Origin of the sequence: Caulobacter sp. UNC358MFTsu5.1 (assembly GCF_000712075.1) — a bacterium.
Classification (GTDB): Bacteria; Pseudomonadota; Alphaproteobacteria; order Caulobacterales; family Caulobacteraceae; genus Caulobacter.
This window is the reverse complement of the sequence record NZ_JONW01000008.1, coordinates 168726-185081: the sequence shown is the minus strand read 5'-3', so window position 1 is coordinate 185081 and position 16356 is coordinate 168726. Positions and strand designations below refer to the sequence as shown.

The following is a 16356-nucleotide window of genomic DNA, read 5'->3' as shown; positions in this document are numbered from 1 at the left end:
TCAGGCCTTCACGATCTTTCCGGCCAGGGCGGGATCGACCTTGGCCAGGGCGTTGCGGGTGTCGATCACCACGGGCGTCTCGCGGGCCAGCCGCTCGTAGTCCAGCATGTCGTGGTCGGTGACGACGATGGCGCAGTCGAAGCCGGACAGCGCGTCGGCCCCGATGTCGACCGACTGCATCAGGGTGTCGCCGACCATCAGTTCCGGCGCCAGGGGATCGTGGTAGCTGACCCGGGCGCCGTGGCTGCGCAGGATCTCGATGATGTCGCGGGCCGGGGTCTCGCGGGTGTCGTCGATGTTGCGCTTGTAGGCCACGCCCACGACCAGCACGTGGGCGCCCACCGGCGACACGCCGCGATCGGCCAGGGCCTGGAGGGTCTTGTCGACCACCCGCCGGGGCATGGCCTGGGAAATCTCGCCGGCCAGCTCGACCATCCTCAGCGCCGCGCCCTCGGCCTTGGCCCGCCAGGCCAGGTAGAAGGGGTCCACCGGGATGCAGTGGCCGCCGACGCCGGGGCCTGGGAAGAAGGGCATGTAGCCGAAGGGCTTGGTCTGGGCGGCCTGGATCACCTCCCAGATGTCGATGCCCAGGGCGTCGAAGCTGACCTTCAGCTCGTTGACCAGCGCGATGTTGACGAACCGGAAGACGTTCTCGGTCAGCTTGACCGCCTCGGCGGTGCGCATGTCGCTGACCGGCACGGTGGCGGTGATGGCGTCGTACAGCGCGCAGGCCGCGCGGCGCTCGGCCTCGCTGTCGGCGCCGACGATCTTGGGGGTCGAAGCGGTGGTGAAGGCGTGGTTGCCGGGGTCCTCGCGCTCGGGAGAATAGGCCAGGGCGAAGTCCTGGCCGGCGCGCAGGCCCGAGCGCTCCAGGATCGGCTTGAGCACCTCGGCGGCGGCGCCGGGGAAGGTGGTGGACTCCAGCACGACCAGCTGCCCCGGGCGCAGCACGGCGGCCAGGGTCTCGGCGGCCTCGACCACGTGGCTCAGGTCGGGCGCGTTGTGCGAGGTGATCGGGGTCGGCACGCAGATCAGCAGCGCGTCGGCGCGGCTCAGGACGTCGGGCGCGCCCGTCGCGGCGAACCCGCGCTCGCGCATGGCCGCCACCCGCGCGTCGGCGAAGTGGCTCAGATAGGACGCGCCCCGGTTCAGGATCGCCAGCCGGGTCTCGTCCAGGTCGAAGCCGATGACGGGGAAGCCGGCCGAGCAGAAGGCGTCCGACAGCGGAAGGCCGACATAGCCCATGCCGACGACCCCGATCACAGCCTCGCGCCGCAGGATCTTCCGGATCAGACTTTGAAAGTCCGTCGCAATCTCATCGTCGTCGGGCAATGGAAACGTCGGAACGTGGACGTTCATCGGCCCCTCGCGCGGCCGGACTGCTGGGTTGAGATCGTTTCGCCCCTCGACATGGCCGAATCTTACGCGTTGGAAGCCTTCGGGAAAAGGGGCTTTGTCTTGGGTATATTTACCACAACCTTCCCGGTGTGCGCCTTAATGTTTCTTTTGGCGTTCATCTATACTTGGTGTTGGAAAGTGTTGTAACGGCGTTATGCGAGTTTTCGCAAGATAAGGTCAGGGAATGGACTGCGCCGGTAGTTGGTCGAGGTGGCGCTTCAATTGAGCTTGGACCCGTTCTAATACCCGCTGTACGCGAAGTCCTTCATCGATGCCCGTAATGGGGGCGTTCCTGGTCTGGCAACACTGGACGAAGTGGCGGATTTCTCTGGTCAGCGGCGGCTCGGCCGGCAGGTCGACGAAGCGCGGCTCGCCGCCGGCGGCGAGCGGTCCGGCGTCGGTCAGGGCCACGGTGTGGTCGCGCCGCATCAGCTTTTCGGGCCAGGGGCGGACGTCGTCGAACACCAGGGAGCCGGTCTCGCCGACCACGACCAGCTTCTGCTCCTTGAACGGACTGAGCCAGCTGGCGGCGATGTGGGCGTGCAGTCCGCCGGCAGGGCCGAGAGGCGGGAAGCCCAGGTCGGCGTGGACCTCGTCGGCGACGCCGGGGGTGACGAAGGCGCGGCCGGCGGCCTCGACCGTCAGCGGCGCGGCGCCGGCCAGGGCCAGGATCATCGAGACGTCGTGGGGCGACAGGCTGAGGAAGGCGTTCTCGTGCGTGCGCACCCGGCCCAGGCTGAGCCGCGAGGCGGTGATGTAGCGCAGGGGCCCGATCTCGCCCCGGGCCACGATCGCCGCCAGGGCCTCGAACGCCGTGTGGTGGCGCAGCAGGTGGCCGACCATGAACACCCGGTCCGAGCGCGCGACGTGGGCGGCCAGGTCCTCGGCCTCGGCCAGGTCGGAGGCCAGGGGTTTCTCGACGAAGACGTCCTTGCCGTGGTCCAGGGCCAGGCGGCACAGGGCGGCGTGAGCCGGGGCCGGGGCGGCGACGATCATCGCGTCCAGCCGGGCGTCGTCGAGGGCCTGGGCCAGGGACGGGGCGGGGACGTTCCAGGCCCCGGCCTCGCGCCGGGCGGCGGCCGGATCGGTGTCGATCACCGCGCCCAGCACGCCCAGCTCCGCGCAGGTCCGGATCAGGTTCCGGCCCCAGGCGCCGCAGCCGACGACGGCGATCCGGGTCACGCGGTCGCCGCCGGGGTCGAGGACCAGCGCAGGGACAGGTGGGTGTCGTTGGCCTCGGCCAGGGCGAAGCCCAGCCGGTGGTACAGGCGCTGGGCGCCGAGGTTGTCGCGCGCCACCTGCAGGGTCAGCGGCGTCCCGGCGGCGGCGGCCTCGTCCATGAGCCCCCGCAGGATCGCCTCGCCGATCCCCTGGCCCCGACGCTCGGGGACCAGGGCGATGTCGATCAGGTGCACGCTGCGGGCGTCGCGGTCGGTGGCCAGCCGTCCGACCGGGGCGTCGTCGATCGTGACGATCTCGAGCCGGGCGTTCGGGAAGGTCGTGCTGTAGCCCTGGGTCTGGGCGCGGAACTGCTGCTCCATGATCCTGGCCAGCATGTCGGCGGGCAGGGGGACCTGCGCCCAGGCCGCGCCGCGCGACACGCTGAACAGCGCCAGGCGGAAAGGGGCGTCGGTCTCGACCTCCGGACGCAGGGCGAAGGGCGGCGAAGCGACGGGCTCTTCCCGTTCAGGTGGAGAGGTCGTCATAATGGCCGTGCTTCGATTCTGATCCGGGGAACGCCATGGCCGCCGAATTCGTCGTCCCGACCGCTGATGCCTTCGCTCCGCACAAGGGCGCGTCCTTCCGGATCGAAGGCGGGCGTCATGTCCTGTCGTTGAGGGAGATCGAGCTGTTCCAGCCCGAGCCGGGCCACGGAAGGCCGGATTTCCAGCCCTTCGTGCTGGTCTTCAGCGGTCCCCCCGGCGATGTGCTCGCCGAGGGGATGCACACGATGTCGGTCGAGGACGGGACCGCCTACGACCTGTACCTGATCCCGATCCACACCCCGGAGCGGGGGCGGCAGGACTATCAGGCGGTGTTCAACTGACGCCACGCCACGCAATCCCGGCAGCCTAGTTCCGCGAAGGATAAATCCCCGCCAGGGCGATGCAGATGTTCAGCGTCAGGAACGGCTGACGGTTCTCGTGCGGCTGGCTGCCGCCCGCATTGCCCAGCGCCTGGGGCGCCAGGGGCGCGGTGGGCGTCACCACGGTGCTGTACATGTTGTACGCCGGGGCCGTGCCCTCGTTGCTGCTGCTGCCGGTCTGGCCGAAGCTGTTGCCCGCCGCCGCCGTGCTGAGGTTGGTCGAGCCGGCCGCGGTGGCGTCCACCTTCAGGAAGTGCACGTGCTGCGGGATCTCGGTCTGGAGCAGGGTGTGGTTGTACTCGCCCGTGATCGCGCCCAACGGATAGGTCGAGCTCACGCCGCCCGGGGCGTAGGTCCGCAGGTCGGGCAGCTGGAAGGTGGTGACCCCGTTGCCGCCGTAAGTGGTGCCCAAGAGCGAAAACAGCGCCTGGTTCTGGGCGATCGACAGGACCTGCCCGTTGCACAGGGCCCAGTTCTTGGGCGGGAAGTTGAAGCCCATGATCCGGATTTCGCCCATATACTGCTGAGTCATCAGACTTGCTCCTCGTATTTGTCGCGATCGGGATCAGTTACGGGCGGGGAAGGCGCCCCGCAGGGCGATGCAGTAGTTCAGGAACACCGTCGGCATCATGTTGTTGTGCGGCTGGCCGCCGCCCGCCGCCGTGATGGTCTGGGGCGGCAGCTGCGTGGCCGGCGTGGCGACGGTGCTGTAGAGCAGGCCCTGGGTGTTCTTCGAGAAGTTGCCCGTGAAGGCCTTGGCGGGCTGGTTGTTGGCCGAGGTCGTGACGGTGCCGACCGCGGTGGTCACGACCGGCGAGTGGCTGTGCGCCGCCATTTCGGTGGTCAGCAGCGTCACGGTCTGCGAACCGCCCACCTGCCCCAGGTCGTAGACCTGCAGGCCGGGCCCGGGCTGGTTGCGGCCGATGTGGATCGGGATGTTGCCCATCAGGTTAGGCAGGGCGAAGTTGCTGGTGCCGTTGCCGCCGTAGGTGGTGCCCAGCAGCGAGAACAGCGCGGTGTTCTGCGAGATCGGCAGGATCTGGCCGTTGCACTGGGCCCAGCCGAAGGGCGCGAACGGAAAGCTGAAGATGCGGATTTCCGCGAGATATTGATCACTCATCTCTTTGAGTCTCCAAAGGATCTTCTAGCGGAATGGGTCAGTTCTGCGACGGGAAGATTCCGGCGATCGCGAGAATGAAATTGATGCCCAGATAGGGTTGCATGTTGTCGTGCGGCTGGTTGCCGCCGGCCGGCGTGGTCGAGGCGGCCGTCAGGGCGATCTGCTCGTTGCCGGCGTTGTAGGGCGCGTAGCCGAAGATGCCGGTCCCGCTCGGTCCCTGGTCCGAGATCATGGTCGCGGTGGTCGGCGTCGACACCGCGCCCGCCGTCGAGGCGGCGAAGAACGGGTGGGTGTGGGCCGGCAGCTGGCCGGAGGTCAGGGTGACCGACTCCACGCCCTGCTTCTGGCCCATGACGTAGGTCTGGCCGTTCTTGGTCCCCCAATGGGTGGGCGTGCGGCCGCGCAGGTCGGGGATGCCGAACGTGTTGATGCCGTCGCCGCCGTACGTTGTCCCTAGAAGTTGGTACAGCGCGTCGTTCTCGGCGATCGACATGATCTGGCCGTCGCACATGACCCAGCCCACAGGGGCGAAGTTGCCCCCGAACATGCGGATCTCACCAAGATAAGGCTCGGTCATGGTCGTTCCCTCGCTCCCAGAAAGTCTTAACTGCCCAAGCTTGTGGCGCCGGATCGACCAGGACTAAACCTTAAGTCGTCTCCGCTCTTAACCAAGATTAAGACAGGCGCCCCTACCCCCGCGATTGTCCCTCTCGTATCCCACTATCCTGAGCTGCACAATAGTTAGGAGAACGGAGTTCGCCGATCAGCGTGTGTCTACTTGTGCGCACATCGTCTCGTCGTTAAGGTTGCGTTCATGGCTTGACTAGAGCGAGGGGGGAGTGGGTTGCGTAAGATATGCGCTTTCGTGCGCGCTTTTCCGCCTCCGCGCCGTGCGCGGTCGCCCAGCGCCCCTAGCCCCTTCTTCCACCCATTTCCCGCGGAGCGTGTGCTCCGATGCCGTCGCACATGCGCGACGGCGCGTGGTCTTGCCTGAGGCAAAGGACTGATCCATGCCGTTCTCCGGCCAGTTGTGGTACATCACCGAAGGCGGCGACGCCGACACGAAGCTCGTCCGGATCAACGACGACGGCACCGGCAGCACCACCGTCGTCAGCAACGGCGGGGCGGGCACGGGCGACGACGCCTTCTCCAGCTCGTTCACGTCCGGCCTCGGCATCGACACCGCGGCGGGCTTCTATTTCGCCATCCTCAGCAACAGCATCGACGACCACGCCCTGCTGGTTCGGGGCTCGATCAACAGCGCCGCGGCCCCCACCACGGTGGTCGACTTCCCCGACACGATCATCGTCGAAACGATCGAGGTCGATGCGGTCAACCGCAGGATCTATGTCGGCTACCAGGACGGCGCGGCGACGCCGAACGGCAACATCACCGGCATCCGGGTCTACAGCTACGACGCGGCGGGCACCCTCACCGACCTCGGCTTCCTGACCACGGCGGTCAGCGACAACCGGGCCAACGAGGGCGGCTTCTTCGTCCTGGATCCGCGGGACTTCGCGATCGACACCACGATCGTGGCCGGCGGCCGGCTGTACTACACCGAGACGATCGGCGGCCTGGCGACCGGCCTCTTCCGCCTGGACCTCTCGAACCCGAACGTCGCGACCCCGCTGGTCTCCGACGCCCAGTTCAACAACACCACCTTCGCCGACGGCGTCTTCGTCGACGTCGAGGTCGATGAGACCACCGACCTCGTCTATTTCACGACCCACTCGCAGAATCCGTCGCCCAGCGGCAACTACGACGCCAACGACAACGCCCTCTGGTACATCAGCGGCAGCGCCACCAGCGGCACGGCCGTCAAGGTGACGCTGGTCGGCATGCCGGGCGGCAGCCACTACTACGGCGGCGACATGACGTTCGATCAGTCGACGCGCCAGATCTACCTCGAGAGCGAGGAGGTCGAGAACAGCGGCTCCGACACCGACGACGTCATCTACGTCTTCCAGCTGGACGGCGCCGGCACCACGGCCACCCTGATCCGCACGATCGACCCCGGCACCACGACGGTCGGGGCCACGACCGAGGGGATGGTCTTCGCCGACCTGGCGGCCCTGACCGTCACCGGCGCGGGCACGGCCGCGACCGAGCAGGCGGCCTCGGCGACCACCCTGCTGAGCGGCTCCCCGACGATCACCGACAACGACGGCGGCTACCTGACGGGCGCCACGATCCAGATCACCGGCGGCACGTTCAGCTCGAACGAGAACAGCACGGCCGACGACCATCTGGGCTACGGCGCGGCCAAGCAGATCACCGGCACGATCGCCGGCACCAGCATCACGGTCAGCTGGAACGCGGCGACCGAGACCCTGACCCTGTCCGGCTACGACACCATCGCCCACTACCAGACCGCCCTGGCGGGGCTGGTCTATTGGGCCACGGGCGACAACCCGACGAACTACGGCTCGAACACCAGCCGCACCCTCACCTGGACGATCACCGACGGCACGCCGGGCGTGCTGGCCGGATCGGTGAACAGCGGCACGACGACGATCAACATCACCGCGGTCAACGACGCGCCCGTCAACGGCACGGTCTCCAGCGCCACGGGCAACGAAAACGCCGACATCGCCGTCACCGGCCTGTCGATCAGCGACGCCGACGCCAACCCGGCCTCGGCCACCGTCACGGTCACCCTGAGCGTGACCAAGGGCATCCTGACCCTGCGGACCAACGTCTCCAGCGGCCTGACCGCCGGCAACATCAGCGGCAACGGCACCGGCACGGTGACCGTCACCGGCACGATCAACGCGATCAACACCACCCTGGCGGCCGCCAACGGCCTGCTGTTCCACGGCAACACCAACGTCAGCGGCACCGACACCCTGACCGTGGTCACCAGCGACGGCGGCTCCACCGGCACGGGCGGCACGCTGAGCGACACCGACAACTACACGATCACCATCATCGGCGTGAACGACGCGCCCACCGTCTCGGGCGACGGCACCGAGAGCGTGTCGGCCACCAACGAAGACGTCAGCCCCACGACCCTGAGCAACACGGTCTCCAGCCTGTTCGGCGGCCAGTACGCCGACGGCGACGGCGACGCCATGGCCGGCATCGCCGTGATCTCCAACGGCTCCAGCGGCGGCACCGGCCAGTGGCAGTACTGGAACGGCTCGACCTGGGTGAACATCGGCTCGGCCTCGACCGCCGCGGCGGTCGAGCTGGCGGCCTCGACGGCCATCCGTTTCGCCCCGGTGACCGACTTCAACGGCCCGGCCCCGACCCTGACGGTGCGGTTGGTCGACGCCTCCAACGGCGCCATCACCAACGGCACGGTCGTCAACACCACCACCAACGGCGGCACGACGGTCTTCAGCACCGGCACGGTGGTGCTCAGCCATACCGTCACGGAGACCAACGACGCCCCGGTCGTCATCAACGGCACGACCGTCAGCCTGAGCTCGATCGCCGAGGACGCCGCGCCCGGCGCCGGCCAGTCGATCTCGTCGCTGTTCTCCAGCCACTTCAACGACGCCAAGGACACCGTCTCGGGCGGCTCGTCAGCCAACGCCTTCGCGGGCGTGGCGGTCACCGCCAACGCCGCCACCGCGGCCCAGGGCGTCTACCAGTATTTCGACGGCTCGACCTGGCAGGACCTGCCGGCGGTCTCGACCTCCAACGCCTTCTACATCAACGCCAGCACCCTGGTGCGGTTCGTGCCGGCGGCCGACTACAACGGCACGGCGCCGTCCCTGACCGTCTCGATGATCGAGGACTCGGGCGGCGCGGTCACCACCGGCCAGACGGCTGACCTGACCACCGTGGGCGGCTTCACGCCGTACAGCACGGCGATGACGCTGAACGTCGTGGTCACGGCGACCAACGACGCGCCGGTCGCCAGCGGCTCGGCCACCCTGGCCGCCGTCGCCGAGGACACCGCCAATCCGGCGGGCGCCACGGTCTCCAGCCTGTTCAGCTCGCACTTCAGCGATCCCGACGGCGACAGCTTCGCCGGCGTCGCGATCTCGGTGAACAACGCCTCGGGCGCCGAGGGCGTCTGGCAGTACCACAACGGCACGTCGTGGGTGACGATCGGCTCGCCCAGCGAGACCAACGCCCTGGTCCTGGCGGCCGGCGCCTCGCTGCGCTTCCTGCCGGCGGCCGACTACAACGGCGCGCCGCCCACCCTGGAAGCCTATCTGATCGACAATTCGGGCGGAGCGCTCACCACGGGCGCGACGCTCAACGTCACCAGCAACGGCGGCCAGACCCGCATCAGCGACGACACCGTCGCCCTGTCGACCAGCATCACGGCCGTGAACGATGCGCCGGTGGTCCCGGCCACGGCGACGACGGTGGGCGCCACCGAACAGACGGCGGCCGCTCTACTGGGGACGCTGGTCGTGTCCGACGTCGAACTCGACGCCCTGAACGGCGCTTCGGGCGACTATGCCGGCGCCAGCTTCACGGTGCAGCGCGGCACGCCCAACGCCGCCGACACCTTCGGCTTCAACACCAGCGGCGCCCTGTTCACCGTCAGCGGCGCCAACATCCAGGTCGGCGGCCTGACCGTCGCCACCTTCACGGTCGTGGGCGGCGTGCTGACGATCAGCTTCACCAGCTCGGGCGCGACGGCGACCACGGCGCTGGTCAACGACATCATCCAGCACATCACCTACACCAACACCAGCGACGCGCCGCCCAGCTCGGTGTCGCTGAACTACACGCTCAACGACGGCGGCGGCCAGGGAACCGGCGGCGCGCTTTCGGACAGCGGCTCGGTGACGGTCAACATCACCGCGACCAACGACGTCCATACCGGCGGCGCCAGCATCACCGGCACGGCGGCCGAGGACCAGGTGCTGACCGCGGTCTCGACCCTGGCCGATCCGGACGGCCTGGGCACGCTGCACTACCAGTGGCAGCACGACGTCGGCGGCGGCTACGTCAATGTCGGCGCCGACCAGTCGACCTACACCCTGGGCGACGGCGACATCGGCGGCGTGGTCCGCGTGGTGATCTACTACACCGACGCCGGCGGCACGGTGGAATCGGCGACCAGCACGGCCACGGCGGCGGTGACGGCGACCAACGACGCCCCGACCGGCGGCGCGTCGATCACCGGCACGACGACCGAGAACCAGGTCCTGACGGCCGACACCTCGACCCTGGCCGACTCCGACGGCCTGGGCACGCTGCACTATGACTGGCAGCGCAACACGGGTTCGGGCTTCGTCACGGCCGGCGCGGCCGACCAGGCGACCTACACCCTAGACGACGCCGACGTGGGCGCCACGATCCGGGTGGTGGTCAGCTACACCGACGGCCAGGGCTTCTCCAACAGCGTCACCAGCTCGGCCACGGCTTCGATCGCCGGGGTCAACGACCCGCACACCGGCGGCGCCTCGATCACCGGCACGGCGACCGAGGACCAGGTGCTGACGGCGGTCTCGACCCTGGCCGACGTCGATGGCCTGGGCACGCTGCACTACACCTGGCAGCGCGACGTCGGCTCGGGCTTCGTCAACACCGGCGCGGCCGATCAGGCCACTTACGCCCTGGGCGACGCCGACGTGGGCGGCCTGGTGCGGGTGGTGATCAGCTACACCGACGGCGGGGGCTTGTCGGAGTCGGTGACCAGCTCGGCGACCGCGGCGATCGCCGGGGTCAACGACGCGCCGACCGGCGGCGCGTCGGTCACCGGCACGGCGACCGAGAACCAGGTGCTGACGGCGGTCTCGACCCTGGCCGACGTCGATGGGCTGGGCACGCTGCACTACACCTGGCAACGCGATGTCGGCTCGGGCTTCGTCAACACCGGCGCGGCCGACCAGGCCACCTACACCCTGGGCGACGCCGACGTGGGCGGCCTGGTGCGGGTGGTGATCAGCTACACCGACGGCCAGGGCTTCTCGGAGTCGGCGACCAGCGCGGCGACCGCCGCGATCGCCAACGTCAACGACGCCCCGACCGGCGGCGTGTCGATCACCGGCACGGCGACCGAGAACCAGGTGCTGACGGCGGTCTCGACCCTGGCCGACGTCGATGGGCTGGGCACGCTGCACTACACCTGGCAACGCGATGTCGGCTCGGGCTTCGTCAACACCGGCGCGGCCGACCAGGCCACCTACACCCTGGGCGACGCCGACGTGGGCGGCCTGGTGCGGGTGGTGATCAGCTACACCGACGGCCAGGGCTTCTCGGAGTCGGCGACCAGCGCGGCGACCGCCGCGATCGCCGGCGTCAACGACGCCCCGACGGGCGGCGCCGCGATCACCGGCACGGCGACCGAGAACCAGGTCCTGACGGCCAACACCTCCACCCTGGCCGACGTCGACGGCCTGGGCACGCTGCACTACGACTGGCAGCGCGACACCGGCTCGGGCTTCGTCACGATCGGCGCGACCGACCAGGCGACTTACACCCTCGGCGACGCCGACGTGGGCGGCACGATCCGGGTGGTGGTCAGCTATACCGACGGCCAGGGCTTCTCCAACAGCGTCACCAGCTCGGCCACGGCGGCCGTCGCCGGCGTCAACGACGCCCCGACGGGCGGCGTGTCGATCACCGGCACGGCGACCGAGGACCTGGTCCTGACGGCGGTCTCGACCCTGGCGGACGTCGATGGGCTGGGCACGCTGCACTACGACTGGCAGCGCAACACCGGCTCGGGCTTCGTCAGCACCGGCGCGGCCGACCAGGCGACCTACACCCTGGGCGACGCCGACGTGGGCGGCACGGTCCGCGTGGTGGTCAGCTACACCGACGGCCAGGGCTTCAACAACAGCGCGACCAGCGCCGCCACGGCGGCGATCGCCAACGTCAACGACCCGCACACCGGCGGGGTCTCGGTGACCGGCGCGGCGAACGTCGGCCAGACCCTGACGGCCAACTCCACCCTGGCCGACGTCGACGGCCTGGGGACGCTGCACTACGACTGGCAGAGCGACACGGGTTCGGGCTTCACCAGCCTCGGCGCGGCCGATCAGGCGACCTACACCCTGATGGCCGGCGATCTGGGCGCGACCATCCGGGTGGTGGTCAGCTACACCGACGGCCATGGCACGTTCGAGGACGAGACCAGCGCCGCCACCGCCAGCGTGCTGCCGGCCAACGGGCCGCACACCGGCACGGTGACCGTCACCGGCACGGTGACCGAGGACCAGGTCCTGACGGCCGACACCTCGACCCTGTCCGACCCCGCCGGCCTGGGGACGCTGCACTACGACTGGCAGCGCAACACCGGTTCGGGCTTCGTCAGCATCGGCGCGGCCGACCAGGCCACCTACACCCTGGGCGACACCGACGTGGGCGCGACGATCCGGGTGGTGGTCAGCTACACCGACCTGCAGGGCGTGTTCGAGAGCGAGACCAGCGCCGCCACCGCGGCCGTGGCCAACGTCAACGACGCCCCGACCGGCGCGGTGACGATCACCGGCACGGTGGCCGAGGACAGTGTCCTGACGGCCGACACCTCGGCCCTGGCCGACATCGACGGCCTGGGGACGCTGCACTACCAGTGGCAGCGCAACACCGGTTCGGGCTTCGTCTCGATCGGCGCGGCCGACCAGGCCACCTACGCCCTGGGCGACGCCGACGTCGGCGCCACGGTCCGGGTGCGGGTCACGTATACCGACGGTCACGGCACGGCCGAGTCCGTGCTCAGCGGCGCCACGGCGGCCGTGGCCAATGTCAACGACGCGCCCACCGCCGCCAACGACTCCAACGCCGTGACCCAGCGCCTGACGGCGACGGGCTCGGTGCGCACCAATGACGGCGACATCGACAACGCCCTCACGGCGCTGACGGTGACCAACGTCGCCTACAACGCCACCCACGTGGACCAGACCGTCGCGGCCGGGGGCACGGTGGTCAGCGGCGCCTACGGCACGCTGACGATCAATCCGGACGGCACGTACAGCTACGTGGCCGACCACGAGGGCCTGGCCGTCGGCCAGGTCGCGACCGACAAGTTCGACTACACGATCAAGGACCCGTCCGGCGCCTCGGCAACGGCCCAGCTGACGATCACCGTCACGGGCTCGGACACCGGCGACGCCAACGCCAACATCCTGATCAGCGGCGGCGCGGCCCACACCCTGACGGGCAAGGGCGGCGCCGACATCCTGACCGGCGGCGGCGGCGCGGACGTCTTCGCCTATGAAGCCATCGGCGACAGCACGACGACCGCCGTCGACACCATCACCGACTTCACCCATGGCGTGGACACGCTGCGCCTGACGCCGCTGATGACTCCCTCGACCAAGCTGACCCTGAATATCGACGGGGCCAACAAAATCCTGGTGATCGACCAGAACGGCGACGGTGTGCCGGATGGCTTGATCGGCTCTCTCGGTCTGGGTCTCGAAATTTCGGACATCGTCACAGGCGTGTCCAATCTCGGCTTCACCCTCAACGGAAGCGGCAACGCCGACGTCCTGACGGGCGGCTCGGGCGCCGACATCATCAACGGCGGGGACGGCGCCGATATGATCCGCGGCAACGGCGGCGGCGACACGATCAGCGGTGGGGCCGGAGCCGACACCTTCGTCTATGACGACGGCGACTCGCCCATCCTGCACTGGGACGTCATCACCGACTTCCAGACCGGCCAGGACAAGCTGGACCTCAGGGCGGCCGACGACGGCGTGGTGATCCTGGCCCGCTTCGGCGCCAGCACCTTCATCTATTTCGGCGCCCCCGGGAATGCGAGCGTCGTCCAGGTCTTCGGCGACATCCGGACCTCGGACCTGCTCGTCACCGCCGGCGTCAAGTTCTCGATGTACGGCGACGACGGCGCCGGCGGCGCCAGCGGCCGCAGCAGCGACAGCCTGACCGGCGGCGCCTCGGACGACGTCCTGGTGGGCGGCACCACCGACTCCACCCTGAACGGCGGCGACGGGGCCGACCTGATGTACGGCGGCGACGCCCACGACACCTTCCTCTACACCTCGGTGTCGAACTCGAACTTCAGCGCCTACGACAGCGTCATCGACTTCACCCCCGACCAGGACAAGATCGACATCTCGGCGATCGACGGCGGCAAGGTGACCATCGCCCACTTCGGTGGGACGACCTTCATCTATTCGGCCCCGGATTCCGGCGGGAACTTCCAGTCGGTGATCACGGTGTCGGGCACGACGCTGAAGGCCACCGACGTGATCGCCAGCGGCGGGGCCACCCAGGCCTTCACCATGGTCGGCGACGGCACGAGCAGCAACATCGCCGACACCCTGGTGGCGGGCGCGGGCAACGACATCCTCTACGGCATGGACGGGAACGACACCCTGATCGGGGGCGGCGGCGCCGACTTCATGCTGGGCGGGGCGGGGGCGGACACCTTCGTCTACAACGCCCCGACGGACAGCGCGCCCTTCGCCCAGGACCTGATCTTCGACTTCAGCCAGGCCGAGGGCGACAAGCTGAGCCTGACCGGCATCGACGCCAATTCGGGCACCGGCGCCAACGACGCCTTCACGGTGGTGACCAGCTTCTCCAACGTGGCGGGCCAGCTGGTCATCGCCGCCCCGGACGCCTCGGGCTACTACCACGTCTCGGGCGACGTGAACGGCGACGGGGTGGCCGACTTCGTGATCGCCCTGAAGGTCACCGGAACCCTGACCTCGGCCGACATCCTGCTGTAGCGAGCGACGCCTAGATCAATCTTGAGTGTTGATCTGGGCATTGCGCAACCTAAGATGCCGATCGATCGGGGAGAGTCGGCCCGGTCGCGCCGGCCGCCCCTCGACGGGCGCCCGCCGGACAAGGATCGGAGGACGCCGTGACCCGCACCCTCAGCGCCAGCGCCCAGGCGCCGCGCGACCCCGCGCTCAAGAAGATCGACAAGATGGCGCTGCGGGCGATCGCCCAGGCGGCGGTCGACGTCGAGCTGTTCACGATCCCGCTGTACATGACCAGCCTCTATTCGATCCAGGGCATGCACGCGATCACGGGGCAGGGGAACGACTTCTACCAGGGCCGTCTGTGGCCCGGATCCAAGACCTCGGCCAATCCGGTCACCGCCAACGAGCAGGCCTTCAACCTGGTGTTCTCGGTGTTCATCCAGGAGATGCTGCATCTGCAGATGGCCGCCAACATGGCTACGGTGCTGGGCGTCAGCCCCAACTTCACCGACACGGCCCTGCAGGACGACCGCCACGGCTGGACCTGCTACGGCCCCTCCAACAGCGTCATCCCCAACATCATCGACCTGAAGGACACGATCCACCACGAGGACGTGCCGGTGAACGTCGGGCCGCTGTCCGACGTGCTGCTGCGGCTGTTCATCGCCATCGAGCAGCCCGAGGCCGACGCCCGCGCCAACATCAAGTACGGCAAGGAGAAGGACTACTTCCCCGAGGCGCCGTTCGCCGACTGGAAGCCGGGCGACCCGCTGCCGCGCTTCGGCACCATCGGCTGGATGTACCAGTGCTACTACGACTATCTCAGCCTGGAATACACCGACGGCAGCACCCTGTGGGACGCCATGTTCACGGCCACGGCCGTGCAGAACGACCTGTTCAACAGCTTCTCGTCGCCCGGCCACCCCATGCGCGAGTTCATGGGCTTCGAGACCACGATCGCCACCACCGACAAGTCCATCGCCTTCGAGCAGATGGTCTCGATGATGGACGCCATCACCGACCAGGGCGAGGGCAGCGAGATCAAGCGCCGGCCCCAGCTGCTGCAGGCAGTCAAGCCCAAGTACCAGCCGTCGAACACCGCCCTGCGCGCCGACTATCCCAGCTATGACGACGCCGGGAAGCAGATCCCCTCGGCCGACGCCGTGGCGCGGTCCGACAACGATCCGATGGACCACTACGAGCGCTTCAAGAAGGTCGCGGACCTGCTGCCCCAGGTCGTCACCTGGCCGCAGTGGCTGGAGACCCACAAGACCTGGACCGCCCAGGAACTGCAGGGGTCGGACTACGATCCGACCAACCCGCTGAAGCTGCCCACGCCCGACGAACTGGCGGCGGCGCTGAACGCCCTGAACGCGCCCGACGCCCGGGCCGAAAGCCACAAGCTGCTCAGCCAGGCGGTGATCGGCGCGATCGCCGGCGTGACCACCGTGCTCAACGACTACTGGACCCCGCCGTCCACCGGGCCGGTGCTGTTCCCGTTCCCGTCCATGGCCGGTTCGGGCGACCGCATGTCGATCGCCTGGGCCGTGCTGGGCCAGACCCCCGACCTGTCGATCGGCCTGGACCGGGCCACGCCGAATAAGCTGTACCACTCGTGCCAGGCCCTGGACCTGGACGGGACCGGCGACAACACCTGCGCCGCCGTCGAGATCTTCCACACCTGCCGGGGCTCCAACAACTGCCACGCCCAGGGCGGCTGCGGCTTCGTCCAGCCGATCAGCGGCGGCGGCAACTGCGGCTCGGCGGTGGTGACGCGCGGCGGCGTGGTCGGCAGCGGCGGCAGCTGCGCAGGACCCGGCGGGGCCGGCGGCTGCGGCGCGCCGACGCAGAAGTTGTACTCGGTCCCCAGCGACAACCGATGCAGCGGCTTCGGCGGCTGCGCCGTGCCGATCTCGGCCTCGCAGGTGTTCCCCAACACCGGCCAGATGCAGCTGTACGACTTCGTCCAGGACAGCTCGGGCAAGGACGGCTGGATGTCCGTGGCGTTCGGCGACCCGATGCTCTACGAGCGCGGCGAGAAGGTGCACGACGTGGCCTATCGCGCCTATCAGGCGGTGATGGCGCACCGGGGCAAGACGGTTCCGGCTGATCCTCCGGACCCGGACAACCTGCGCCTCGTCTTCCCGCCGTCGACGTGA

General features: G+C 69.0%; 9 protein-coding genes. 3 read left to right on the top strand and 6 right to left on the bottom strand.

The features are described 5' to 3' along the window. The 3 genes from BR39_RS0115890 to BR39_RS0115875 all read right to left on the bottom strand — a co-directional run bounded on the left by BR39_RS0115890 (nt 1) and on the right by BR39_RS0115875 (nt 3104). Nucleotides 1-1263 carry a nucleotide sugar dehydrogenase gene (locus BR39_RS0115890; protein WP_231499484.1) on the bottom strand — a complete coding sequence of 421 codons (1263 nt, stop codon included), beginning with the start codon at nt 1261-1263 and terminating at the stop codon, nt 1-3. Nucleotides 1264-1575: 312 nt separating this feature from the next. After that, complete coding sequence (locus BR39_RS0115880; RefSeq protein WP_231499483.1) at nt 1576-2580, bottom strand: Gfo/Idh/MocA family protein; 1005 nt, start codon at nt 2578-2580, stop codon at nt 1576-1578. Further along, on the bottom strand, nt 2577-3104 hold the full coding sequence (locus tag BR39_RS0115875; RefSeq protein ID WP_029913901.1) for a GNAT family N-acetyltransferase: 528 nt from the start codon (nt 3102-3104) through the stop codon (nt 2577-2579). Before BR39_RS0115875 ends, BR39_RS0115880 begins: the two co-directional genes overlap by 4 nt. A gap of 35 nt (nt 3105-3139) precedes the next feature. On the opposite strand from BR39_RS0115875, the gene BR39_RS0115870 reads away from it, so the two are divergent. Next, entirely contained in the window at nt 3140-3445 is a 306-nt protein-coding gene (locus BR39_RS0115870) for a hypothetical protein (protein ID WP_029913899.1), read from the top strand. Between the two features lie 25 nt (nt 3446-3470). Here the strand turns inward: BR39_RS0115870 and BR39_RS0115865 are convergent, their stop codons facing one another. Genes BR39_RS0115865 through BR39_RS0115855 form a run of 3 tightly spaced genes read right to left on the bottom strand, consistent with a single transcriptional unit; the run spans nt 3471 to nt 5181 of the window. After that, the gene (locus tag BR39_RS0115865) at nt 3471-4016 is read right to left on the bottom strand and encodes a phage tail protein (RefSeq protein WP_029913897.1); all 546 of its coding nucleotides are present in this window, start codon (nt 4014-4016) and stop codon (nt 3471-3473) included. A 33-nt stretch (nt 4017-4049) separates the two neighbouring features. Further along, nucleotides 4050-4604 carry a phage tail protein gene (locus BR39_RS0115860; protein WP_029913888.1) on the bottom strand — a complete coding sequence of 185 codons (555 nt, stop codon included), beginning with the start codon at nt 4602-4604 and terminating at the stop codon, nt 4050-4052. Nucleotides 4605-4641: 37 nt separating this feature from the next. Further along, a complete protein-coding gene (locus tag BR39_RS0115855) occupies nt 4642-5181 on the bottom strand; it encodes a phage tail protein (protein WP_029913886.1) in 540 nt (179 codons plus the stop codon). A gap of 433 nt (nt 5182-5614) precedes the next feature. Here BR39_RS0115855 and BR39_RS0115850 point away from each other — a divergent pair, with 433 nt between their 5' ends. Together BR39_RS0115850 and BR39_RS0115845 are read left to right on the top strand one after the other, a co-directional pair. Beyond that, nucleotides 5615-14218 carry a M10 family metallopeptidase C-terminal domain-containing protein gene (locus BR39_RS0115850; protein WP_051695774.1) on the top strand — a complete coding sequence of 2868 codons (8604 nt, stop codon included), beginning with the start codon at nt 5615-5617 and terminating at the stop codon, nt 14216-14218. Between the two features lie 137 nt (nt 14219-14355). Further along, on the top strand, nt 14356-16356 hold the full coding sequence (locus BR39_RS0115845) for a ferritin-like domain-containing protein (RefSeq protein ID WP_051695771.1): 2001 nt from the start codon (nt 14356-14358) through the stop codon (nt 16354-16356).